Below are 24,596 nucleotides of genomic sequence, written 5' to 3'. Positions count from 1 at the left end.
GACGACCTTTTATCAATCAAAATCGGCTCAACGATTATTCAGGCGCTTTTTCTTCGCGCGCAGGAGCTTCGGTCAATGCTTTGATAGACAGACGCACGCGGCCGCGGTCGTCCACTTCCAATGCTTTCACATTCACAACCTGACCGACTTGCAGATAGTCGCTGACGTTGCGTACGCGCTCGTGGGCGATCTGGCTGATGTGTACCAAACCGTCTTTGCCCGGCATCACGCTGACGATGGCACCAACGTTGTTGTCGAGGATTTTAACCACAGTACCTTCGTACACTTTGCCCACTTCCACTTCGGCAGTGATTTCTTCGATGCGTTTTTTCGCAGCGTCGCCGGCTTCTTGAGTGGTTGCGGCAATAGTGATGGTACCGTCTTCCGCGATATTGATTTCAGTACCGGTTTCAGCGGTAATCGCACGGATGGTTTCACCGCCTTTGCCAATGACCTCACGGATTTTGTCTTGGTTGATTTTCATGGTAAACAGGCGCGGAGCGTGAGCGGACAGCTCTTGCGGACCTGCCACGGCGGCTTTCATCTGTTCCAAGATGTGCAGACGCGCGTCTTTGGCTTGCGCCAAAGCAATCTGCATGATTTCTTTGGTAATGCCTTGGATTTTGATGTCCATTTGCAGCGCAGTCACGCCTTCGGTCGTACCGGCAACTTTGAAGTCCATGTCGCCCAAGTGGTCTTCATCACCCAAGATGTCGGTCAATACGGCGAATTTGTTGTTGTCCAAAATCAGACCCATTGCAATACCGGCAACGTGCGCTTTCAAAGGCACACCGGCAGACAACAAGCTCAAACAGCCGCCACAGACGGAAGCCATAGAAGACGAACCGTTGGACTCGGTAATTTCGGAAACAACACGCATGGTGTAGCTGAATTCTTCAGGGGACGGCAATACGGCAACCAGTGCGCGTTTTGCCAAACGGCCATGTCCGATTTCACGGCGTTTCGGCGCTCCGACGCGGCCCACTTCGCCGGTAGAATACGGCGGGAAGTTGTAATGCAGCATGAAGCGGTCGGTGTATTCACCGGAAAGCGCGTCAATAATTTGCTCGTCGCGGGAAGTACCCAAAGTCGCTACGGCAAGGGCTTGGGTTTCGCCACGGGTAAACAGGGCGGAGCCGTGTGTACGCGGCAATACGCCGGTTTGGATGTTCAAAGGACGGACGGTGCGGGTATCGCGACCGTCGATACGCGGTTGACCATCCAAAATTTGGGTGCGGACAACGTCAGCTTCCAAATGTTTGAAGATGCCTTTGATTTCGTTGGCAGCCAAAGTATCGGTTTCTTCCGTAATCAGCGCATCTTTCACTGCGTTCCAAGCCTCGTCCAATTTAGCGGAACGCGCTTGTTTTTGACGGATTTTGAACGCTTCTTTAATGGCTTCGCCTGCGATTTCGCGCACTTTGGCAACCAATTCTTCATTGGTTTCAGGCGCTTTCCAATCCCATACTTCAGGGTTTACTTCGTCGGCGAATTCATTGATGGCGTTAATCGCTACCTGCATTTGGTCGTGACCGTAAACCACGGCACCCAGCATCACGTCTTCAGGTAGGATTTTAGCTTCAGATTCCACCATTAAAACGGCTTTGGATGTACCTGCAACCACCAAGTCCAGCTTGGATTTCGCCAATTCGGCTTTGGTCGGGTTCAATACGTACACGCCGTTTACATAACCTACGCGTGCTGCACCAATCGGACCGGCAAACGGTACGCCGCTCAACACCAGCGCAGCGGACGCGCCGAGCATGGCAGGGATGTCGGAATCGATTTCAGGATCAACAGAAACCACCATCGCAACGATTTGGATGTCGTGGTAAAAACCTTCGGGGAACAGCGGGCGGATAGGACGGTCAATCAGACGGCTGGTCAGGATTTCTTTTTCGCTTTGTTTGCCTTCGCGCTTAAAGAAACCGCCGGGGATTTTACCTGCGGCGTAAGTGCGCTCAAGGTAATCAACAGTCAGAGGGAAGAAGTCTTGACCTTCTTTGACTTCTTTATTGGTGGTCACAGCAACCAAAACAACGGTATCGCCCATCGATACTTTAACAGCCGCTGCGGCTTGGCGCGCGATTTCGCCGGTTTCCAAGGTAACGGTGTGATTGCCGTATTGGAAGGTTTTAACGTGTTTATCGAACATTTCGTTCCTTTCAGAATGCCGCACGCTAAAACACTAATAATGCACACTAAAAGTGAGAATGTGCATAGTTAGGGTTTCAGGTGTGCGGCGGTTGGTAAAAACTATAGTGGATTAAATTTAAATCAGGACAAGGCGACGAAGCCGTAGACAGTACAGATAGTACGGCAAGGCGAAGCAACGCCGTACTGGTTTAAAGTTAATCCACTATATATTTTCAGACGACCTCAAACGGCCAATCCAAACGCGCATTATAATAGCAAATGTAAGTAAATCCAAGCATTCATGACAGCAAAAGGTCGTCTGAAACGCGCTTCCGTGTTTCAGACGACCTTTTATTAATAGTCAATATGTTACGCCTCAAAAACGCCGTTTCAATTTGCAGGCTTGAAGAATATGGACGGCAAGTTCTTCCACCGATTTATCGGTCGTATTGGTGAACGGAATACCGTGACGTTTAAACATATTTTGCGCATCGGCAATCTCACTGCGGCAGGTATCGATTTTGGCATAAGTCGAATTCGGACGGCGCTCTTGACGGATGGCCTGCAGGCGTTCGGGTTGAATGGTCAGGCCGAACAGTTTGTCTTTGTAAGGTTTGACCATGCGCGGCAGGTCGGTGGATTCCAAATCGTCGGGAATCAGCGGGTAATTGGCGGCGCGGATACCGTATTGCAAGGCAAGGTAAAGACAAGTCGGCGTTTTGCCCGAACGCGATACGCCCATCAGGATCACATCGGCTTCTTTCAGGTTTTTATCGCTGACGCCGTCATCGTGGTTGAGCGAGAAATTGACCGCCTCCATACGCGCATCGTAGCGTTGCGTATTGCCGATACTGTGGTGACCCTGTTCGGCGGCAACCGCCTCGGTGTTGAGTTCTTTTTCCAAAAGCCCGAGGAAGGTTTCGAAAAAATTGATATGGAAAGCACCCGCTTTTTTGATGATTTCACGGATTTCGTCATTGACGACGCTGACGAAGGCAATCGGGCGCAAACCGTTTTCCTGAGCGTTGCGGTTGACTATTTCGACGACGGTACGCGCTTTTTCAGGCGTATCGATGAAGGGATAGGTGTGGCGTTTGAATTCGATTCTGCCAAACTGATTCAGCAGTGCCTCACCGATATTTTCAGCAGTCAGGCCGGTACGGTCGGAAATATAAAACACATGGCGCGGGGCGGTCATTCAGTCATCCTTTGAAATTTAAGACAGTTGCAGACGGTTATCATAGCAGCTGAAACCTTCTAAATAAAGGGAATACGCTTAAATTACACCCAACTACAATGCAATTAAACCCACCTTTAAACGCATTTTTATTTCAATAATCGAATTATCTTAAAATTTTATACCCATCTAAAACCTTTCCAAACTCTACCAATCAGTCATTAATCTATTTCAAACCTTATGTTTTACAAAGAAATAGACAACGGGAATACTGACTCCCCCATCAGATTTCATTTGACTACACGCCTGAAGCCCGCAATTTTTCAGACGACCCGCAAATAAATCGAGACAGAAAAAGCATGACAGCGGTCGTTTGAATCGCTTAAAATAACAAAGCGTATTCGTTTCTTTTTTAACATATCTTGGATTGGACACACAAATGGCTGACAACTACGTAATTTGGTTTGAAAACCTGCGTATGACTGATGTTGAAAGCGTGGGCGGCAAAAACGCCTCCCTAGGTGAAATGATCAGTCAGCTGACTGAAAAAGGCGTCCGCGTCCCCGGCGGCTTTGCCACTACTGCCGAAGCCTACCGCGCATTTTTGGCGCACAACGGACTGAGCGAGCGTATTTCCGCCGCACTGGCACAACTGGATGTGGAAGATGTCGCCGAACTGGCGCGCGTCGGTAAAGAAATCCGCCAATGGATTTTGGATACGCCCTTCCCCGAACAACTGGATGCCGAAATCGAAACGGCATGGAACAAAATGGTTGCAGACGCAGGCGGCGCGGACATTTCCGTTGCCGTCCGTTCTTCTGCGACCGCCGAAGACCTGCCCGACGCATCGTTTGCAGGTCAACAAGAAACCTTCTTGAATATCAACGGCTTGGAAAACGTTAAAGAAGCCATGCGCCATGTATTCGCTTCTTTGTACAACGACCGGGCCATCTCCTACCGCGTACATAAAGGCTTCGAACACGACATCGTCGCCCTCTCCGCAGGCGTGCAACGCATGGTGCGTTCCGACAGCGGCGCGTCCGGCGTCATGTTCACCCTCGACACCGAATCCGGCTTCGACCAAGTCGTTTTCGTGACTTCATCTTACGGTCTGGGCGAAAACGTCGTACAAGGCGCGGTCAACCCCGATGAATTCTATGTATTCAAACCCACGCTGAAAGCAGGCAAACCTGCCATCCTGCGCAAAACCATGGGTTCGAAACAAATCAAAATGATCTTTACCGACAAAGCAGAAGCCGGTAAATCCGTGATGAACGTCGATGTTCCCGAAGAAGACCGCAACCGTTTCTCCATTACCGACGAAGAAATCACCGAGTTGGCACACTACGCGCTGACAATCGAAAAACACTACGGCCGCCCGATGGATATCGAATGGGGCCGTGACGGCTTGGACGGCAAACTCTACATCCTGCAAGCCCGCCCCGAGACCGTGAAATCCCAAGAAGAAAGCAGCCGCAACCTGCGCCGCTTCGACATCAACGGCGACAAAAACGTCTTGTGCGAAGGCCGCGCCATCGGTCAAAAAGTCGGTCAAGGCAAAGTCCGCTTGGTGAAAGACGCCTCCGAAATGGATTCCGTTGAAGCAGGCGACGTACTCGTTACCGACATGACCGACCCGGATTGGGAGCCGGTAATGAAACGCGCTTCTGCCATCGTCACCAACCGCGGCGGCCGCACCTGCCACGCCGCCATCATCGCGCGCGAACTGGGTATTCCTGCCGTAGTCGGCTGCGGCAATGCGACCGAATTGCTGAGCAACGGTCAAGAAGTTACCGTCTCCTGTGCCGAAGGCGATACAGGCTTTATCTATTCCGGTCTGCTGGACGTACAAATCACCGACGTTGCCTTGGACAATATGCCCAAAGCGCCGGTTAAAGTCATGATGAACGTCGGCAACCCCGAACTGGCATTCAGCTTCGCCAACCTGCCGAGCGAAGGCATCGGCTTGGCACGCATGGAATTCATCATCAACCGCCAAATCGGCATCCACCCGAAAGCCTTGTTGGAATTTGACAAACAAGACGATGAATTGAAAGCGGAAATTACCCGCCGCATCGCCGGCTACGCCTCCCCTGTCGACTTCTACGTCGATAAAATCGCCGAAGGCGTGGCAACATTGGCCGCATCGGTTTATCCGCGTAAAACCATCGTCCGTATGTCCGACTTCAAATCCAACGAATACGCCAACTTGGTCGGCGGCAGCATTTACGAACCGCACGAAGAAAACCCGATGCTGGGCTTCCGTGGCGCGGCGCGTTATGTCGCCGAAAGCTTCAAAGACTGCTTCGCGCTCGAATGCAAAGCCCTCAAACGCGTCCGTGACGAAATGGGGCTGACCAACGTCGAAATCATGATTCCGTTCGTCCGCACGTTGGGCGAAGCCGAAGCCGTCGTCAAAGCCTTGAAAGAAAACGGTTTGGAACGCGGTAAAAACGGCCTGCGCCTGATCATGATGTGCGAACTGCCGAGCAACGCGGTATTGGCAGAACAATTCCTGCAATACTTCGACGGCTTCTCTATCGGTTCCAACGACATGACCCAACTGACCCTCGGCCTCGACCGCGACAGCGGCTTGGTGTCCGAATCGTTTGACGAACGCAACCCTGCCGTCAAAGTGATGCTGCATTTGGCAATCTCTGCCTGCCGCAAGCAAAACAAATACGTCGGTATCTGCGGTCAAGGTCCGTCAGACCATCCGGATTTCGCCAAATGGCTGGTTCAAGAAGGCATCGAAAGCGTTTCCCTGAATCCGGATACCGTCATCGAAACTTGGCTGTATTTGGCTAACGAGTTGAATAAATAAGCTTTTTATCAACATTGAACAATCCCCCGATTGGAAACATTCGGGGGATTTTATGTAATAGGTGTTACATCAAACATACCTTACCGCATCGATCATCAAACCATACGGGGTCGTCTGAAACACATGATTTCAGTTTTTCAGACGACCCTACATAGATATAGTGGATTAACTTTAAATCAGGACGAGGCGACGAAGCCGCAGACAGTACAAATATAGTGGATTAAAATTGCAATGATACGGCGTTGCCAACGCCCTTATGTACTACCCGTACACGGCGGGCGTTGCCGCCTTGTCTCATTTTTATTTTAATCCACTATAGTATGGAACCGATTCACTTGGTGCTTCAGCACCTTAGAGAATCGTTCTCTTTGAGCTAAGGCGAGGCAACGCCGTACTGGTTTAAAGTTAATCCACTATAAAACCTTTATTGTTGTTTAATGTCACAACCAAAAAGCCCAAAGGTCGTCTGAAAATTTTTCAGACGACCTTTTCTCAAACTAACGCTTCAAAATTTGATCAGTACCAACCGCGCAGCTTCATCGCTTTTTCAACGCGGCGGATACTCATCATATAAGACGCTGTACGCAAGTCCACGTCATACTCTTGCGCCAGATTCCAAATATCGCGGAACGCGCGGCGCAGGACAACGGTTTCTTTTTCCTGAACTTCGTCAAATTCCCAGTAATAGCCTTGCAGGTTTTGCACCCATTCGAAATAGGAAACGACCACGCCGCCGCAGTTCGCCAGAATATCAGGCACGACCAACACGCCGTTTTGGCGCAGGATGGCATCGGCTTCGGGCGTAGTCGGACCGTTTGCGCCTTCGACGACGATTTTAGCGCGGACTTTGCCGGCGTTTTCGGAAGTCAGTTGGTTTTCCAGCGCGCAAGGGGCGAGTACGTCCACATCCAATGCCAAGAGTTCGGCGTTGCTGATTTCTTTGCCGTAACCCGCTTCGTTGGTAATGAAGCCTTTTTCTTGGAACTCTTTGAAGAGGGCTTCCATATCCAAGCCGTTTTCATTGTAGATGGCGACATCGACGGTGGAAACGGCGACGACTTTCGCGCCGGATTGATGCGCGTAATAGCCAGTGTGGTAGCCCACATTGCCGAAGCCTTGAATGGCGTAGGTCGCGCCTTTGACGTCTTTGCCGAGTTTTTCCAAAGCTTGAACGGCAGCGAAGTTTACGCCGTAACCTGTCGCTTCGGTACGCGCCAAAGAGCCGCCGAATTCGACCGGTTTACCAGTGAACACGCCCGGCGCGGATTTTTTAACGACGTTTTCGTAGGCATCAACCATCCACGACATGATTTTGCCGTTGGTGTTCACATCGGGAGCGGGAATATCGATTTTCTCGCCGATGAGCGGGGAGATGGCTTCGGAATAAGCGCGTGAAATGCGTTCCAACTCTGCTTCGGAATAATCGCGCGGATCCAAGGTAATGCCGCCTTTGCCGCCGCCGTAAGGAATGCCCGCAACGCAGCATTTGATGGTCATCCAAATCGACAGTGCTTTGACTTCGTCCAAATTCACATTGGGATGGAAGCGCACGCCGCCTTTGTACGGGCCGACGGCGTTGTTGTGTTGCGAACGGTAGCCGGTGAAGGTCTTGACCGTGCCGTTGTCGAGTTTGACGGGGAAGGTAACTTCCAAAACGCGTTGCGGGCTTTTCAGGATTTCATACACCGCAGGATCGGCATTGAGTCGGTCGCAGGCAGTTTTGACCTGTTTGCGGGCGATTTCGAAAGGGTTAAGGGTTTCTTTTGCGGCGGATTGGGACATTTCTCTTCCTTCTTATGTCTGGTTGAAATTTAAGAGCTTCACAGTTGTAACTATAACCAATTTCCAAATGAAATGTAATAGCATGTAGTCAGTATTTTCAAAATTGATTAATTTATATATGAATTTATTTTCAGACGACCTCTGAAACCTGACACCCCGTTACCCGATATCGTCGCCAAAATCGGCTACTAAAACTAAAGCCCTTGTTTTTAAAAAAATCGTCTGAAATTTTATATCATCAGGCTAATGCTTTAAAAACAGCAACGACCGCATATCAGACTCGATAATATTGTTAACAATATCCAATTTTCGGCAGCACAAAATAAGGCATAACAAGATGGGCTGCTTCATCCATTTTGACTTTAATATAGTGGATTAACTTTAAACCAGGACGGCGTTACCTCGCCTTGTCCTGATTTAAAGTTAATCCACTATAAAATATGAAAAAGGTCGTCTGAAAACCCGTATTTCAGGTTTTCAGACGACCTTTTTAAACCTCATTGTTTACCGTTCAGCGGCGCTGCTTCTTTCGGCTTGCTCTTCTGCCGCTTCATACGCTTCCACAATTTTCTGTACCAGCGGATGACGGACGACGTCTTCGCTGGTGAAGGTGTGGAAATACAGCCCTTCCACGTCGCGCAGTTTTTCACGTGCGTCTTTCAAGCCGGATTTGACGTTGCGCGGGAGGTCGATTTGGCTAATATCGCCGGTGATGACGGCTTTCGCGCCGAAACCGATGCGGGTCAGGAACATTTTCATCTGTTCGGGCGTAGTGTTTTGCGCTTCGTCCAAAATCACATACGCGCCGTTGAGCGTGCGGCCGCGCATGTAGGCGAGCGGGGCGATTTCGATCAGGCCTTTTTCCATCAGTTTGGTCACGCGGTCGAAGCCCATCAGATCGTAGAGCGCGTCGTAAAGCGGGCGCAGGTAGGGGTCAACTTTTTGCGCCAAATCGCCGGGCAGGAAGCCGAGTTTTTCGCCTGCTTCGACGGCGGGGCGGACGAGAACGATGCGTTCGATTTGGTGTTTTTCCATGGCATCGACGGCGGCAGCAACGGCGAGATAGGTTTTACCCGTACCGGCGGGCCCCAGCCCGAAGACGACGTCGTGGTTTAACAAAGCGCGGATGTAGCCGTTTTGGCGCGGGGTACGCCCGCCTATGCTGCCGCGCTTGGTGCGGAAATAATATTGTTGGTCGTGGTGTTTTTCTTCGTGTTTCTCGTCGGCGGTTTTGGCTTCGACGGCGGCGAGACGGATGGCGTTGTCGTCCAGATCACCTTGTTCGGCGGCTTCGGCGAGCGCGAGCAAGGCGCGGCGGCCGGCGTGGGCGAGTTCGCCCATGAAGGTGAAGTGTTCGAAGCGGCGGCTGATTTGGATGTCGAGGGCTTTGCCCAAGGCTTCGAGGTTGCCGTCAAGCGCGCCGCAGAGGCGTTGGAGGACGGTGTTGTCGATGTCTTCAAATTGAAGATGGACGGTATGGGTCATGTGCTGGTTTCCATGATGATTAAAGGTCGTCTGAAAGGTGCGGGATGCTTTTCAGACGACCTTTCGGTGTTATTTGTTTTGCGCTTGTTCGCGAAGCTCGCGGCGCAGGATTTTGCCGACGTTGGACTTGGGCAACTCGTCGCGGAACTCGATGTCTTTCGGCACTTTATAAGCCGTCAGCTCGGAGCGGCAGAATGCGATGAGTTCTTCTTTGGTCAGGCTCGGGTCTTTTTTGACGACGAAGACTTTGAGTGCTTCGCCTGTTTTTTCGTTGGGCACGCCGATACAGGCGACTTCCATGACTTTATCGTTGTGCGAAACGACTTCTTCGATTTCGTTCGGATAAACGTTGAAACCGGAAACGACGATAAGGTCTTTTTTGCGGTCAACCAGTTTCAGCCAGCCTTTTTCGTCCATGACGGCGATGTCGCCGGTTTCCAAAAAGCCGCGCGCGTCTATGGTTTTGGCGGTTTCTTCGGGACGATTCCAGTAGCCTTTCATCACTTGCGGGCCGCGCACCCAAAGTTCGCCCGGCTGTCCGACGGGGACTTCTTTGCCGTCCGCATCGCGCAATTCGACTTCGGTGGAGGGAACGGGCAATCCGATGCCGCCGCTGTATGCTTCGATATTGAGCGGGTTGCAGCACACGCCGGGACTGGCTTCGGTCAGGCCGTAGGCTTCGACGATGGGCGTACCGGTAATTTTTTTCCATTTTTCGGCGACGGCTTTTTGAGTCGCCATGCCGCCGCCCAAAGTCAGGCGCAGATTGGAGAAATCGACGGCGGCGAAATCGGGTTGGTTGACCATGCCGTTAAACAAGGTGTTCACGCCGATGAAGACGCTGATGCGCTCTTTTTTGAGTTCGCCGATAAAGCCTTTCATATCGCGCGGGTTGGTAATCAGGATGATTTTGGAACCGGCATTGGTGAAAATCATCAGGTTCACCGTCAGGGCGAAGATGTGGTAAAGCGGCAGCGCGGCGATGACGGTTTCTTTGCCTTCGCGCAGTTGGTTTTTAATCCATTCTTTCGCCTGCAGCATATTGGCGCAGATGTTGCCGTGGCTGAGGACGGCGCCTTTTGCCACGCCGGTCGTGCCGCCCGTGTATTGCAACAGCGCGGTATCTTCGCGGGTCAGGGTAACGGGGCGGAAGGTATGCGCCGCACCTTCTTTCAGAGTCGTCTGAAAAGGAATAGCACCGGAAATGCGGTATTCGGGCACCATTTTTTTGATTTTGCGCAGCACGAAATTCATCAGCGTGCCTTTGAAGAAACCGAACATTTCTCCGACAGAGGCGACGATGACGTGTTTGATTTGCGTGCGCGGCAGCACCAGCTCCAGCGTGTTGGCAAAATTTTCCAGAACGATGATTGTGGTCGCGCCGCTGTCTTTCAACTGATGCTCCAGCTCGCGCGGGGTGTAGAGCGGATTGGTGTTGACCGCCACCAGCCCCGCCTGCAGGATACCGAAAAGCGCAATCGGGTATTGCAACAGGTTGGGCAGCATAATCGCCACGCGCTCGCCGCGCGGCAGCTTCAGAACGTTTTGCAGATAGGAAGCGAAATTTTCCGCCAGCTTGCCGACTTCGGCGTAAGTGAGCGTTTTGCCCATGTTTTGAAACGCGGGTTGATGCGCGAATTTTTCAACGCTTTGACGGAATACGTCGCTGATAGAGCTGTATTGCGTGATGTCGATTTCGGCATTGACGCCTTGTTCGTAGCTGTTGAGCCAGAGTTTTTCCATATAAATAGTCTTGTTTCGTTGGTTTTATGGTTGTCTTGAGGTCGTCTGAAAAGGCGGGAACAAACCCGCTGTAATGGTTTTCAGACGACCTTTTATCTTTTTTATTCAAGCAGTAATAATGACGGGCTTGTCGGTGGACATGATAATGCCGCCGCCCAAGCAGACATCGCCGTCGTACAGCACGGCGGATTGACCGGGCGTTACCGCCCATTGCGGTTCGTCGAACACCAGCTCGACCATTTCATCATCAAGATAACGCAATTCGCAGGGCGCGTCCGCCATGCGGTAGCGGGTTTTGCAGGTGTAGCGCCCTTCTTTCGGGCGTTCGGGCAGCGTGAAACTCAAATCGTTCATGACGAGGCTGCGGGTATAGAGCAGCGGATGGTCATGACCTTGTACGACGATGAGTTCGTTTTTCGTCAAATCCTTCGCGGCGACAAACCACGGCTCGCCTGCGCCGCCGATGCCCAATCCTTTGCGCTGTCCGAGCGTGTAGAACATCAGCCCGACGTGTTCGCCGACGGTTTTGCCTTCGGGCGTCACCATTTTGCCGTTGTTGGTCGGCAGGTATTTTTGCAGGAACTCGCGGAACGGACGTTCGCCGATGAAGCAGATGCCGGTACTGTCTTTTTTGGCGGCAGTCGGCAAATTGAATTCGGCGGCAAGGCGGCGGACTTCAGGTTTTTCCAAATCGCCCAACGGGAAAATCGCGCGTTCGAGTTGGAAAGGCTTGAGGCGGTAGAGGAAATAGCTTTGGTCTTTGTTTTGATCCAAACCTTTGAGCAGGTAATGCACGCCGTTGCGGACTTCTTTGCGCGCATAATGTCCGGTGGCAATGGTATCCGCGCCTTGCTCTATGGCGTAGTCCAAAAAGCATTTGAATTTGATTTCCGCGTTGCACAACACATCCGGATTCGGCGTGCGCCCCGCGCTGTACTCTTTGAGAAAATAGGCGAATACGTTGTCTTTGTATTGGGCGGCAAAATTGACGATGTCGATGTCTATGCCGATGATGTCGGCGACGGCAATGGCATCGAAAGAGTCCTGCTTGATGCTGCAATATTCGTCATTGTCGTCGTCCTCCCAGTTTTGCATAAACACACCGCGCACTTGATAACCCTGCTGTTTGAGCAAGGCGGCGGTTACGGAGGAATCGACACCGCCGGAGAGCCCGACGATGATGTTTGAAGGTTGTTGAGTAATGTCCATAAAGGGGATATGGGTAGGAAACAGCAGTTTTTAAAGGCGGATTTTAGCACATTTTGATGAAGGGATAAGGAAGGCTACCCCATAAGGCTGATGGGGCTTGAATGATGTTTTATTGTATAGTGGATTAAATTTAAACCAGTACGGCGTTGCCTCGCCTTGCCGTACTATTTGTACTGTCTGCGGCTTCGTCGCCTTGTTCTGATTTAAATTTAATCCACTATAAATTCAAGAAATTAAATGATATTTGATAGAAAAAAGCCGCCTGAAACCGCTACCGTCGGTTTTCAGACGACCTTTTGCTTATTCAGATGCGTCGGCCGCTTTTTCTTTTTGTCGGGTGAACACATCGCCCTTTCTGTAAGCATTGCGCTTTCCGTGCAAACTGTAATACTCGACAAGCTGTCCGTTTCTGCGCACGAAATATCCACGGTCTTTTTCATATTTCGGACAATGCGTGTACCAAGAATCGTCGCCTTCGCTGCAATAGCTCAGATACAGTTTGCCGCGTTTGACATAGCCTTTTACCTTGCCGCTGCCGCCCGGACCATTAGAACGGCCTTCATTCCACTCTCCGGAAATAATGTATTTCGGTGATTGTTTAATATTAAAATATTTACCGTAGATACCATCTTCCAGTTCTTGCTCATACCCCCAATTTCCAGAAAAATCAGCGGCTAATGCTTGACCTGCAAACCATAATGCACACGCTGCAAGAATATATTTCTTCATTTTAGCCTCATCGTTTAATCAATAATAAACAGATGGCATTTTATGACGAAGCAGAATATGTGTCCATCACAAAAGGTCGTCTGAAATGACAGTTTCAGACGACCTTTTTTATCACATTACAATAACTTTCATCACCATTTCAGACGGCCTCAATCCAAAATCTTGCCGACGATTTCGCCTACGTCTTTCGACAATCCTTCCTGCGCCTGAATGCGCTGCAATTCTTGTTTCACCAAGTTTTTGCGGTGCGGCTCGAGCTTGTTGCAGAGGTTGAACGCCTGCACCAGACGGGCGGCGACCTGCGGGTTGAAGCGGTCGATTTCGATGACTTTGTCGGCGATGAAGCGGTAGCCGCTGCCGTCTTGCGCGTGGAAATGCGGGACGTTGCGGCTGAAGCTGCCGATGAGCGAACGGGCTTTGTTGGGGTTTTCGAGGCTGAATTTCGGATGCTGCAAGGCGGTTTGAACCTGTTGCAGGGTGTCGCTGCGGCGGCTTAAACCGACGAGGGCAAAATATTTGTCCATCACCAGCGCGTCGTCTGAAAACTTGTCGGCAAACTGCGCCAGCAGGCGGTTGCGCGTATCGCTTTCATTGCCGTTGACGGCGGACAGGATGCCCCATTCGTGGGTCATGTTTTGTGCCATTTCGCCGTATTTTTCGGCAACGGTTTCGATGTGCGCGGGGTCGGCGCGCAGGACGAAGGCGCGGCAGACGTTGCGCAGCGTGCGCCAGCCGGCGGCTTCGGGACTGTATTCATAGCTTTGGTTTTCCTGCTTCGCCGCCTGACGGTTCAATTCGTGCCATTTCGGCAAAAAGCGAACGGCAAGCGTATCCAACAAGGCTTCGCGCGCCTGATGGTAGCGCAGCGGGTCAATGTTTTCCGCGCCGTCCCACAGTTCGGCTTCTGACGGCACGCCCAAAAGCAGGGCTTTGAAGGCGTTATCCAAGAGGTCGTCTGAAATGACTTTTTCGACGGCGGCAAGCAGTTTTTCGTGTTTCGGCAACTCGACGCCATCTGAAAGCGCGGCAAGGTTGGCGGCGACGGCGCGACGGTAGAGCGTTTGGGCGGCTTCCCAGCGCGTGAAGGCGTCGCTGTCATGGGCAAGCAGGAGCAGCAGGTCGTCGTCGCTGTACGGATAGTTCAGATGCACCGGCGCGCTGAACCCGCGCAGCAGCGAGGGAACGACGGCTTCGGTTACACCTTCGAGCGGGAAGGTCTGTTCGGCTTCGGTCAGCAGCAACACGGCTTCGGTCGCGCGTTTGCCCTGATAGTCGAATGCCACCGCTTCGCCGTTGCGGTTCAACAGCCCGATTTTGACCGGAATCATCATCGGCTGTTTGTCCGCCATATCGGGCGTGGGCGGCACGGTTTGTTTGACGGTCAACTCGAAAATATTGTTTTTCAGACGACCTTCCGCTTCCAAAACGGGCGTGCCCGCCTGGCTGTACCACAAGGCGAACTGGTCGAGATTGATGCCGTTCGCGTCCGCCATCGCCGCGCGGAAATCGTCGCAGGTAACGGCCTGCCCGTCGTGGCGTTGGAAATAGAGCTTCATGCCTTTCTGGAAACCCTCTTCGCCGAGCAGGGTGTGATACATCCGCACCACTTCCGCGCCTTTTTCATAAACGGTCATGGTGTAGAAATTGTTCATCTCCTCATAGCTGGCGGGGCGCACCGGATGGGCGGTCGGGCCTGCGTCTTCGGGGAACTGGTGCTGGCGCAGCAGGCGGATGTTTTCGATGCGGCGCACGGCGCGGCTGGCGCGGTCGCCGGAAAATTCTTGGTCGCGGAACACGGTCAGCCCTTCCTTCAGCGAAAGCTGGAACCAGTCGCGGCAGGTGACGCGGTTGCCCGTCCAGTTGTGGAAATACTCGTGTCCGACCACGGATTCGATGCCTTCGAAATCGGTATCGGTGGCGGTGCGGCTGTCGGCAAGGACAAACTTGGTGTTAAAAATGTTCAAACCCTTGTTTTCCATCGCGCCCATATTGAAATCGCCCACGGCGACGACCATGAAAATATCCAAGTCGTATTCCAAACCGAAGCGCGTTTCGTCCCATTTCATCGCGTTTTTCAACGATTCCACGGCAAAGCCGACCTTGGGCTTGTCCGCTTCGGTGGTGTAAAACTCGATTTTGACGTTTCTGCCGCTCATGGTGGTGAAACGGTCTTCCGTGACCGCCAAATCGCCCGCGACCAAAGCAAACAGATAGCTCGGTTTGGCAAACGGGTCTTCCCATTTCACCCAATGGCGGTCGTCTGAAAACTCGCCGCCGTCGATTTTGTTGCCGTTGGAGAGCAAAACGGGATAGCGTTTTTTGTCCGCGACAATGGTGGTCGTGAACTTGGACATCACATCAGGACGGTCGATGTAGAACGTGATTTTGCGGAAGCCTTCCGGCTCGCATTGGGTAAACAAATTACCGCCGGAAGCATACAGCCCCATCAGCGATTTGTTTTCCGCCGGCAGGATTTCGGTTTCCACTTCAACGGTGAAGCGTTCGGACGGCACGCCCGCAATCGTCAGCGTCTCGCCTTCCAACACATAATCCGCCGCCGCCCCGTTGATTTTGACGGACAAGAGTTTCGCCGAACCGTCCAACACCAGCGGCTCCCCTACCCTCTGCGGCTCAACCGTCAAACGGGATTTCACGACGGTTTGCGGTTCGGCAATGTCAAAATGCAGGTCAGTTTCAAGAATGCGGTAGGCAGGTGTTTGGTAATCTTTCAGATAACGGACGGTTTTGCTCATGGTTTTGCTTTCGGGTTAGGAATCAATTAAAGAAATGAAAAGAGATAGGGTGGATAACTTTCATCGGACGGCTTCGCTGTACCTTGTCCTGACGGCTGTCATCCCCTATTGGGTCGTCTGAAAATGCAATCTTAACAAAATAACAAACTTCGCACCCATCATCCCACAAAAATACCTTTTATCCAATATTTCATGCCACAAAGTCAGGTACGACCCCGTCTTTCGTTTACGCTGTTAGAATGCCCCCTTCGCCCCCGCACGGGTATAATCCGTTACCATATCGGCAATAGCGAAATGACCGAAATTGCTTTAGGATTTCGGGCAGCCAACCGCCCGATCCGACAAGGCGCGGATGAACCTTTACCGGCATTCCCGTTCCAATCCGTCAGGTTTTGATTATCTTTGAGGTGTGATAAATATGTCTTCCAAACCTTTGCTCCTTTTGTGTTCCACATTGACTGCATTGTTATGCGCCTGCAGCGCCGGCAACGAAGCGGCAGAAGCCAGCGCATCCGGAGCTTCAAATGCGTCGGCAGCCGCAGCCTCCCAAGCCCCGGCACAAGCCTCCGCTTCCGAGGCAGCATCAGCCTCCGCGCCTTCCGCCACACAAAATCTGACCGGTTTGGATCAGGCAAAATGGCAAACCTACCACTGCAAAGACAACGGCAGCGTATCAGTCCGCTATTTCAAAACAGAGGACGGAGCCGCGGCGCAAGTGCGCTTTAAAGGTGCCGAATTTGTCGCACCTTTCAGCCCCGAAATGAGCAACGAGGATTTGAACGCGTTTAGCGACGGTCAATACACTTGGACAATCGGCAACTTTACGGAAACCGATTTCTACAAGGAAGACGGCGGTTTTCTGGTTCATCATGAAGCCTCGGAAGAAACACCTGACAACATGACGGACAACCTGCTGCTGCAAGAATGCGCCCCGTCCCAATAGCATTGCCGTTTTAGAGAAAATCATCTACCCGCTTCCTCCCCGATACACGCCATACAAACCAAAAGGTCGTCTAAAAACCTCAAATCGAGATTTTCAGACGACCTTTTCTTCTGCCTGCTTTAGAACGTGTGTTTCAACGTAGCGGTCAGGCTGCGCGGCGTGCCGTAAACGTGGATGTCGGGCATGGGGCGGTAGCGTTTGTTGAACACGTTTTCAAAATCCAAACCGATGCGGGTGGATTTGCCGATTTTGTAATGCGCGGTCAAGTCTAGCGTGGCGTATGGGCGTTGGGTCAAGGCTTCTTTACCGGCAGCGGTGAGGGGCTGGTATTCATCAGATACTGCGTTTGTACCGCTTTGCCAGTTGACGTTTGCACCCAAGTTTAGGCGATCGGTAACGTCATACGCAGTAAAGAGTTTGAAAAGGTGGGTAGGATAAGAAGGGTTGACCAAATTGCCCGAATCGTTTTTGAGTTTGGAGTACGCATAAGAAGCATTGATCAGCCATTTGTCGCTCAAGCGTCCGCCGACGGACAATTCCACGCCTTTGGTCGTTGTGTTGTTAACAGATTCATAGTAAATACGTTGATGTTCATCATCGCGAATTTCTTTCCCCAAATGGTCGCGTTTATTGATAAATGCAGCCGCAGAAGCGTTCAAACGGTCTTCAAACCACGAGGCTTTTAAGCCGAGTTCATATGTTTTGCCGCGTTGCGGTTCGAGCGGTTTGCCGTTTCGATCCAAATAGCGCGGTTGCGGGCGGAATATGGTGGTATAGGAGGTGTAGGCTGTCAGATTGTCGTTTAAATCATAACTTGCGCCCAAATAGGGGATAAATACCTTGTTTTTATGCCTGCTGTCGGCAAAATTGTTGCGATCGGAACTGTAGCGGTATTGCCAATCGACAAACCGTCCGCCGCCTATCAATGCCAGCCTATCGGTCAGTTTGAAACGGGTCGAACCGTAAACAGAGAGGTTTTTCATATGGGCAAAGCCGTCACGAATGTAGGGTATGGCCGGTTTTGTGAAATTTCCGTCAAAAAGGCGCAAATCAGGGACAATCCCATCTTCATTTTCTTCGTAATATGAAGGAGTTTCCTTATTGTACTGATAGCTGATGCCGGCATTGAATTCATGTTTGCGTCCCAAAAGCGGGTAATCGCCGTCCAAATTCAGAGAAAAATCTTGGTCGGTGTACTTGGCTTGGTCGCGCTCGGCAACAAATACAGCGGAATAGTCCGGATAAATGGTAAAAGGACCAGCCATGCCGGAAACTGCATCACTTTTCCCATAAGTATGGCTGTAGTTGCCGTTCAGAGCCCAACCGTTTTCAAACTCATGATTGATAGAGGTGAAGATTTCCGCACTGTTTTCTTTACCGTAAGCCCATTTTGCCGAGGAATTACTGCGCGGTGAGGCTGCAAACGGTTTGAAAGGTTGATTGTTTCTAGGGTTTCCCGCTACGGTCAGATAGCTGAAAGGCGAGCTGCCGGTATTGCGGAAACGGTGTATTTCCGTACCGAGGCGCCAGTGGGTTTGCGGCGTGAGGTCGTAAGACAGAATGCCGTAGAAAGTGTGATTGTGGCGCGATGTGTTCGGCAGGTAATCGCCGCCGTGGTCGCTGACCAAAATGACGCGGCCGCGCAAGGTATTATCGGCATTTAAAGGGTGATTAGCATCAAGGACGAAACGGTAGTGTTTCCAAGAACCGACACCGGCTTCCACGCTGACAGCAGGTTTGGCAGTCGGTTTTTTGCGTTCCAAAGCAACCGTACCGCCCGGTTCGCCCATACCGCCGTTGGACAAACCGCTTGCGCCGCGTACGACGACGACTTGTTCGTACAATGCGCTGTCCAGATTGTTGGTGCCGCGGCGGATGGCTTTACCGTCGTAAAGGAACTTGGGCGCGCCGTCCACAGAAATGCTGTCAATCGCCTGACTGCGCGAAATAAACTCGCTGTGTCCGGAAACGTTGTTGCCCATTTTGCTGTGGAACACGCCCGGTGTTTGTTTCAACACGTCCTGCAAGGTATCCAAACCTTGATCGTCCATTTGTTTTTCGGTAACGACGGACAAAGACTGCGGCGTTTCGCGCTGGGTCAGGCGGATGCCTGTCGCAGCGGAGGAAGCCGGAATGGTGTAGTTGGAGGTTGTCTGTTTGCCGACGCCCCGTACTTGGACAGTAGGCAAATCAACCTGCTCAACCCCATCCCCTGCACCTAAGGAGTAAGCAGATAAAAGTGCCGCAGCAACAGCAACCGGCAAACGCGCCGGACGAAATTTAGATAATGGCATGGTGTCTCCTAATTATTTAGCCGTCCGAACGGCAGTGGAGTTCCAAACCTCCTTGCACCATTCGGCAGCAAACGGCTTTTTTGTGCATTAAATAAGAATTTTTATCAAATTTCTGTAATAGGATGAAATAAAACGGTCGGAGTATAGGGAACTGACGGGCATGAATCAAATAATTTACATAGTCCCCGATACATCATTTTCATCTGCATGACCATCTTTCATTCTCAATCAAACAAATCCGACAGTTGCAAAAAAGGTCGTCTGAAAAGTTTCAGACGACCTTTGGCTGATTTATGTGAAAGATAAATCCGTTGTATAGTGGATTAAAATTGCAATGATACGGCGTTGCCAACGCCCTTATGTACTACCCGTACACGGCGGGCGTTGCCGCCTTGTCTCATTTTTATTTTAATCCACTATATCAATTTTCCAAATTCAATTTAAGCGGCATCGGTGAGGCATTTTGCTGATAGGTTTCAAAATCCAAAGCCTTCTGTTCTTCGTTCCAGCGCAATCTACGGGAAGGACTGGAATGTTTTGCCAAAACGCTTTCTAAAGCAGCACGGCGTTTACCGGCAGGCAGTCGGTATAACTCTAAAGCGGCTTGGAATGCGCGTTGCTGCATGGCGGTATCTTGCAGGTCATGGACGTAATCGACGTAATCCGGAACCATAATTGCTGCCTGTAAGCAACCCACACTATTGTCGACACATGCCCATTTATGTTTAAAAGAATCCGGTCTCGGCAACAGCCCCGATTGCATTTTTCTGTCAGCATCTAGGGTAACTGTGGTTTCTGGTTTGCAGAAAGTAGCAAAATGCGGAGCGTAAAGCGCTTGTGTGTGTGTCGAATCGAGATTAGGTCGAATTAAGGGGATAATCGATCTGATATCCTCTGTCCCCATACCTGAATTTATCAACTCGCGAAATTGGCCTTGTATTAAATCAAACGGCCCATTTTCCCTTTTACGCATGTCATTGCCGATCACTCGGAACTCACTGCTTATAGCCGAACAGATACTTTGTTCTTTCGCCGTCAAGGGCTCAAACATTCCATCGCATTCGGCGGGCAGGTGGTTTGCCCATTCGGGTTTTTCGTACAGCATTTGCGCGGCAAGATCAGTATTCCTGCGGATGGCTTCGATACCCGTCTCAACGTAAATCATACCCGGAGTATTATGGAGCATGTTCCGACCGATTTTAATGTTACGACAGACGCGCTGCCATGCTTCGTTCTCCTTTCCCGCCGCCCAATCAACGGCTGCGGCTTTGCTGCCATATGCCGCCACCCATGGAAATTTTGTAAACGGGATCGTAAGTGAATCATCGTCACCCGACCATTCTCTAGGAACAAAGATATCGTAGTCGGCAAGTCCATCCATATTCGCCAATAATGCAGCATTTTTTTCCACTTCGGCTTTGTATTTCGGCAAATCTGCGCGGATAGCATTCAGACACTCCGCCATCCTTTCGCTACACCCCAATGATTCGTTATAGAGATTCAATTCAGCGATCCGCCTACCCTGCAATTCCTGATTCTGCTTGAGAACATCTTGATGATATCTAATGTCGTTACCGAAACGCTTCATCAAGTCGGCGCGATCGGCATCATTTTTCGTGCGGAATTCCAGCAACCACAAGGCATCTATGCCGTTTTTCAAAGACGGCGACGGGGTGGACTGAATGGAGAGCAGCGCCAAATCCTCCTGCGCGGCTTGGATTTCGCGCTGTTTCAGATAATAGGGAACGATGTAGAAAACGACCGCTACGACAAGCAGCAGGATGACCAGCGTCCAAAGCAAGTATTTCCAGAAACGTTTCATGATGCTCTTCCCGTATCAATTTTCCAAATTCAACTTAAGTGGCAGCGGTGAGGCATTTTGCTGATAGATTTCAAAATCCAAAGCCTTCTGTTCTTCGTTCCAGCGCAACCTACGGGACGGGCTGGAATGTTTTGCCAAAACGCTTTCTAAAGCAGCACGGCGTTTACCGGCAGGCAGTCGGTATAACTCTAAAGCGGCTTGGAATGCGCGTTGCTGCATGGCGGTATCTTGCAGGCGATGAACGTTGGAGTCGTAGGCAGGAAGAGTAATAGCGTAAGTGATACAGCCAACACTATTGCCCATACACGCCCATTTTTTAGCGAATGTTTGGTTCATATCTTCCGGAGGCATCCATTTCGCCTTAGTGTCATTTTTCAAAATAGCCATTTTTTCCGGTTTGCAGTAGGCGGCGAAGTAAGGCGAGATGTGGGCTAATGTATGTTCTGCATCCACATTAGGACGCAATAGAAGAGAAAACATTATGTCGGTATACTGTATTTCTCCGTTCATTAATGTCAGCAACTCATAAAATCCATTCACATTCATGTACCACTTCTGTAAGAACCATAATCTTTGCTGTTCAAATTCCCATCGCCGTAGTGAATTGGCACTTAACCGAAACTCTTCTTGAACTGCCAAACAAATATTTTGTTCCTCTGCCGGCAGAACATCAAACATCCCATCACATTCGGCAGGCAGGCGGTTTGCCCACTCGGGTTTTTCGTACAGCATTTGCGCGGCAAGGTCGGTATTCCTTCGGATGACGGCATTCCCTATCATGGCGTAAATCAACTCAGGATCATTATTCAGCATACTGCGCCCTGTCTTGATGTTGCGGCAAACGCGCTTCCATGCCTCGGCTTCCCGCCCTTCCGCCCAATCAAGTGCGGCAGGTTTTCTACCGTATGTCACGAATTGCAGCTTTGGAAGCGGTTTATTAGCAATACCATAATCATCATTAGGCCAATCTCTTGAAACAAAAATATCGTAGTCGGCAAGCCTGTCTACATTGGCTAACAGTTCGGCGTATTTTTCCACCACAGCTTTCGATTTCGGCAAGTCGGCACGCACTTCAGCCAAGCACTCTTGCGCCGTTGTGCCACAGTCCAATGATTTATCATCGTACTCAGGAACAATAAGCCGCCTGCCTTGCAATTCCTGATTCTGCTTAAGGATATCTTGGTTGTTATTGCTTTGGATGTCGTTACCGAAACGCTTCATCAAGTCGGCGCGATCGGCATCATTTTTCGTGCGGAATTCCAGCAGCCACAAGGCATCTATGCCGTTTTTCAAAGACGGTGACGGGGTGGACTGAATGGAAAGCAGCGCCAAATCCGCTTGCGCGGCTTGGATTTCGCGCTGTTTCAGATAATAGGGAACGATGTAGAGGACGACCGCTACGACAAGCAACAGGATGACCAGTGTCCAAAGCAAGTATTTCCAGAAACGTTTCATGATGTTTTTATAGAGTCAGGCAAAATAAGGCGATTATACTGTGTATCGGCTTTATTTTTTGCATTTGCCATATCAAAAGGACCAGATATCCATACCCGGCCCTTTTATCTTTTCAGACGACCTTTCCTTACATCAATATGTCGTCTGAAACCTACTCTATCCCCGCCCATTTGTGCGTCTGCACGCTCAACTGCCAATGCACGGGCGCGTCGGGGCGGCTGTTTAAGAGACCGATTTGGCGGATGGTGTCGTAAATGTTCATCACGCCGTTTTGTTCGCAGGGCGAAAGGTAGTAATGGCGCGCACGGATTTTGCGTTCCATGTTTTCGCAGAACGCAACGACATCGCCGTCCGCCACGATGCGTACTTCGTTGGCCTCGGCGATGCAGTTGGTTTCATATTTGGCGGCGTAGCAGGCTTTGGGGCTGGTGGCGACGTAGTCGATTTGCGGCGGCGCGGGCTTGAGTCCGTTGGTTTCGATACAGAGGAAATAGCCTTCTGCCTTGAGCGCGTCCAACAGCGTATCGAGATGCGGCTGGATGGTCGGCTCGCCGCCGGTGATGATGATATTGCGCGCAGTGTAGGTTTTCAGACGACCTAAGATGTCGGACAGGCTCATCATGCCGAATTTCAAATAATCGGTATCACACCAGCCGCACGCCAGATTGCATTTGCCCAAGCGGACGAAAACGGCAGGCATACCCGTGTTCCAGCCCTCGCCTTGCAGGCTCTCGAAAATTTCAACGATGCGGTATTGCGGATTTTCGGGGGCGACACTGATTTTTTTCATACCGCCAACACCGCCGCCGCTGCCAGCATCGCGGGCAGGCCTTGTTTGACGAGTATGCCTTTGTTGCCGGAAGAGAACGCGCCCCATGCGGCGGCAATCAAAACGAAGCCGAGAAACAGAATCGTCGCGCCGTAAACGGCATTGTTCGGCGCGGCAAACCGCGACCACACCAGCCCGATGCCGAGAAAGCCGTTATACAGCCCTTGGTTGCTGAACAGGGTCTGCACGCGCTTTTGTTCCATAAATTCATAAGGCAGCTTGAACATTTCCGCCGCCTTTTCGCTGGGAATCTGCGTCATTTCAAGCCAGGCGATGTAGAAATGTTCGGCGGCGACGAGGAGGACTAAGAGGGTGGAAAGGAGTTTCATAGGTATTCCTTTGAATGGGTGTGTTTGATATGAAAGGTCGTCTGAAACATAGGCAATCGGGTTTTCAGACGACCTTTTTGCTTTTTAACGGATGATTTTGGTTCGCTGGCAAAACCGCGCCCCTACTCCCCTTCATACTCCGCACACGATGTCGGCGTTTCCCACAATTTCACGCTGCACACTTTCAGCCCCGCGTTTTTCAAACGGTCATACATTTCGACCGCCATATTTTCGGCAGTGGTGCGGCAGGGCAGGCACAGGGTTTTCATATTCCAGCCCTCCAAGAGCGCGGCGATTTGGCATTCGCGGCCGTTGCCGCCGTGGTAGATAAACGCGTGGTCGAAAGGGTCGGTAATATGTTTTTTCACAATGGCTTTGAGGTCGGTAAAATCCATCACCATGCCGTCTTTCGCGCCACCCCGTATGGGGTCGTCTGAAACGGTGATTTCGAGTTTGTAGGTATGCCCGTGCAGGTTTTGGCATTTGCCGTCATGCCCGTCAAGCATATGTGAGGAGTCGAAGGTGAATATCTTGGTAATTTTCATGGTGGGTACTTTAAATCGGTAAATAGCCCTGAAAGCCGATTTCGGCAGGCTTACCGTGCGGATTCGGGGTCAGGCGGATGGTGTGATTGCCGATGCGGTCGAGCCGGAGCAGGTTGTCCACGTCTTTTAAGTTGTCTTTATGCTGCTGGATATGGTCAGTCAACAGGGTTTGCAGGGCTTTGTGTTTGGCTTCGGCGGGCGTGGCAGCAACGAACAGTCCGAAAGCGTGCGCCTCGGCAAGCTGTCCCGCGCGATAACCGCCGACATTGACGAAATACAGGTGCGGGACGTTTTCAGACGACCCCTGCGGCTCGGCGTGGTCGGATACATCGACATCGTAACCGTCCACCCATTCGACAACCTGCCAGCCGTCGATGTGGATTTTGTCCGCATCGCCGAACCATGCGGCTTTGAGCGCAGGGATGGCTTCGCGGTAGTCGTCGCACACGGCAAATTGGATGTCGTGCACTTCGATATTGGAGCGGCCTGCGTTACCGCCGAGATAGAACATATAAAGTTTGGGCATCTTCGTCCTGACGTA

The 24,596-nt window shown here is 51.2% G+C and carries 17 protein-coding genes and 1 pseudogene; 2 read left to right on the top strand and 16 right to left on the bottom strand.

Annotated features, from left to right (window positions below):
* Positions 1-34: 34 nt before the first annotated feature.
* Both pnp and ppsR read right to left on the bottom strand, forming a co-directional pair.
* Positions 35-2,155, bottom strand: coding sequence for a polyribonucleotide nucleotidyltransferase (gene pnp, locus MON40_RS03950; RefSeq protein WP_003777297.1), 2,121 nt, complete (start codon positions 2,153-2,155; stop codon positions 35-37).
* A gap of 357 nt (positions 2,156-2,512) precedes the next feature.
* Entirely contained in the window at positions 2,513-3,334 is an 822-nt protein-coding gene (gene ppsR, locus MON40_RS03945) for a posphoenolpyruvate synthetase regulatory kinase/phosphorylase PpsR (protein WP_003757356.1), read from the bottom strand.
* Positions 3,335-3,752: 418 nt separating this feature from the next.
* Here ppsR and ppsA point away from each other — a divergent pair, with 418 nt between their 5' ends.
* The gene (gene ppsA, locus MON40_RS03940) at positions 3,753-6,137 is read left to right on the top strand and encodes a phosphoenolpyruvate synthase (RefSeq protein ID WP_003757353.1); all 2,385 of its coding nucleotides are present in this window, start codon (positions 3,753-3,755) and stop codon (positions 6,135-6,137) included.
* A 516-nt stretch (positions 6,138-6,653) separates the two neighbouring features.
* On the opposite strand, the gene MON40_RS03935 is transcribed toward ppsA, so the two are convergent.
* From MON40_RS03935 to pepN, 7 genes and pseudogenes are all read right to left on the bottom strand, one after another.
* Positions 6,654-7,919 carry a Glu/Leu/Phe/Val family dehydrogenase gene (locus MON40_RS03935; RefSeq protein ID WP_003757349.1) on the bottom strand — a complete coding sequence of 422 codons (1,266 nt, stop codon included), beginning with the start codon at positions 7,917-7,919 and terminating at the stop codon, positions 6,654-6,656.
* Positions 7,920-8,423: 504 nt separating this feature from the next.
* Positions 8,424-9,404, bottom strand: coding sequence for a PhoH family protein (locus MON40_RS03930; RefSeq protein ID WP_003777291.1), 981 nt, complete (start codon positions 9,402-9,404; stop codon positions 8,424-8,426).
* A 69-nt stretch (positions 9,405-9,473) separates the two neighbouring features.
* Entirely contained in the window at positions 9,474-11,147 is a 1,674-nt protein-coding gene (locus MON40_RS03925) for an AMP-binding protein (RefSeq protein ID WP_003777288.1), read from the bottom strand.
* Positions 11,148-11,252: 105 nt separating this feature from the next.
* Positions 11,253-12,356, bottom strand: a complete 1,104-nt coding sequence (gene mnmA, locus MON40_RS03920) for a tRNA 2-thiouridine(34) synthase MnmA (protein ID WP_003777286.1) — start codon at positions 12,354-12,356, stop codon at positions 11,253-11,255.
* Between the two features lie 114 nt (positions 12,357-12,470).
* Positions 12,471-12,578 (bottom strand): annotated as a pseudogene (locus MON40_RS13515) (IS5/IS1182 family transposase); the annotation flags it as partial.
* Positions 12,579-12,656: 78 nt separating this feature from the next.
* Positions 12,657-13,085, bottom strand: a complete 429-nt coding sequence (locus MON40_RS03915) for a hypothetical protein (protein ID WP_003764307.1) — start codon at positions 13,083-13,085, stop codon at positions 12,657-12,659.
* Between the two features lie 149 nt (positions 13,086-13,234).
* Positions 13,235-15,838 (bottom strand): aminopeptidase N, encoded by a 2,604-nt coding sequence (pepN, locus tag MON40_RS03910; protein WP_003777284.1) that lies wholly within the window; start codon positions 15,836-15,838, stop codon positions 13,235-13,237.
* Between the two features lie 418 nt (positions 15,839-16,256).
* On the opposite strand from pepN, the gene MON40_RS03905 reads away from it, so the two are divergent.
* Entirely contained in the window at positions 16,257-16,781 is a 525-nt protein-coding gene (locus tag MON40_RS03905) for a hypothetical protein (protein WP_003777281.1), read from the top strand.
* A 119-nt stretch (positions 16,782-16,900) separates the two neighbouring features.
* Here MON40_RS03905 and MON40_RS03900 read toward each other — a convergent pair whose 3' ends face one another.
* The 7 genes from MON40_RS03900 to MON40_RS03870 form a co-directional block, all read right to left on the bottom strand.
* Positions 16,901-19,075, bottom strand: a complete 2,175-nt coding sequence (locus MON40_RS03900; RefSeq protein ID WP_003777280.1) for a TonB-dependent siderophore receptor — start codon at positions 19,073-19,075, stop codon at positions 16,901-16,903.
* A 421-nt stretch (positions 19,076-19,496) separates the two neighbouring features.
* Positions 19,497-20,897 (bottom strand): hypothetical protein, encoded by a 1,401-nt coding sequence (locus MON40_RS03895; protein WP_003777277.1) that lies wholly within the window; start codon positions 20,895-20,897, stop codon positions 19,497-19,499.
* 15 nt (positions 20,898-20,912) lie between these two features.
* Positions 20,913-22,352, bottom strand: coding sequence for a hypothetical protein (locus MON40_RS03890; RefSeq protein WP_003777275.1), 1,440 nt, complete (start codon positions 22,350-22,352; stop codon positions 20,913-20,915).
* Between the two features lie 151 nt (positions 22,353-22,503).
* Positions 22,504-23,142 (bottom strand): 7-carboxy-7-deazaguanine synthase QueE, encoded by a 639-nt coding sequence (locus MON40_RS03885; RefSeq protein WP_003777273.1) that lies wholly within the window; start codon positions 23,140-23,142, stop codon positions 22,504-22,506.
* Complete coding sequence (locus MON40_RS03880) at positions 23,139-23,510, bottom strand: DUF1304 domain-containing protein (RefSeq protein WP_003777271.1); 372 nt, start codon at positions 23,508-23,510, stop codon at positions 23,139-23,141. The genes MON40_RS03885 and MON40_RS03880 overlap by 4 nt, the downstream gene beginning before the upstream one ends.
* 122 nt (positions 23,511-23,632) lie before the next feature.
* Positions 23,633-24,055, bottom strand: coding sequence for a 6-carboxytetrahydropterin synthase QueD (queD, locus tag MON40_RS03875; protein ID WP_003777269.1), 423 nt, complete (start codon positions 24,053-24,055; stop codon positions 23,633-23,635).
* 10 nt (positions 24,056-24,065) lie between these two features.
* Positions 24,066-24,581: a DUF1543 domain-containing protein gene (locus MON40_RS03870; RefSeq protein WP_003777267.1), complete on the bottom strand. Its 516-nt coding sequence runs from the start codon at positions 24,579-24,581 to the stop codon at positions 24,066-24,068.
* Positions 24,582-24,596: the final 15 nt, after the last annotated feature.

The organism is Neisseria macacae ATCC 33926 (assembly GCF_022749495.1).
In the GTDB taxonomy this organism is placed as follows: domain Bacteria; phylum Pseudomonadota; class Gammaproteobacteria; order Burkholderiales; family Neisseriaceae; genus Neisseria; species Neisseria macacae.
Note: the sequence above shows the minus strand (reverse complement) of the source record. Positions and strands in the feature narration are given on the sequence as shown.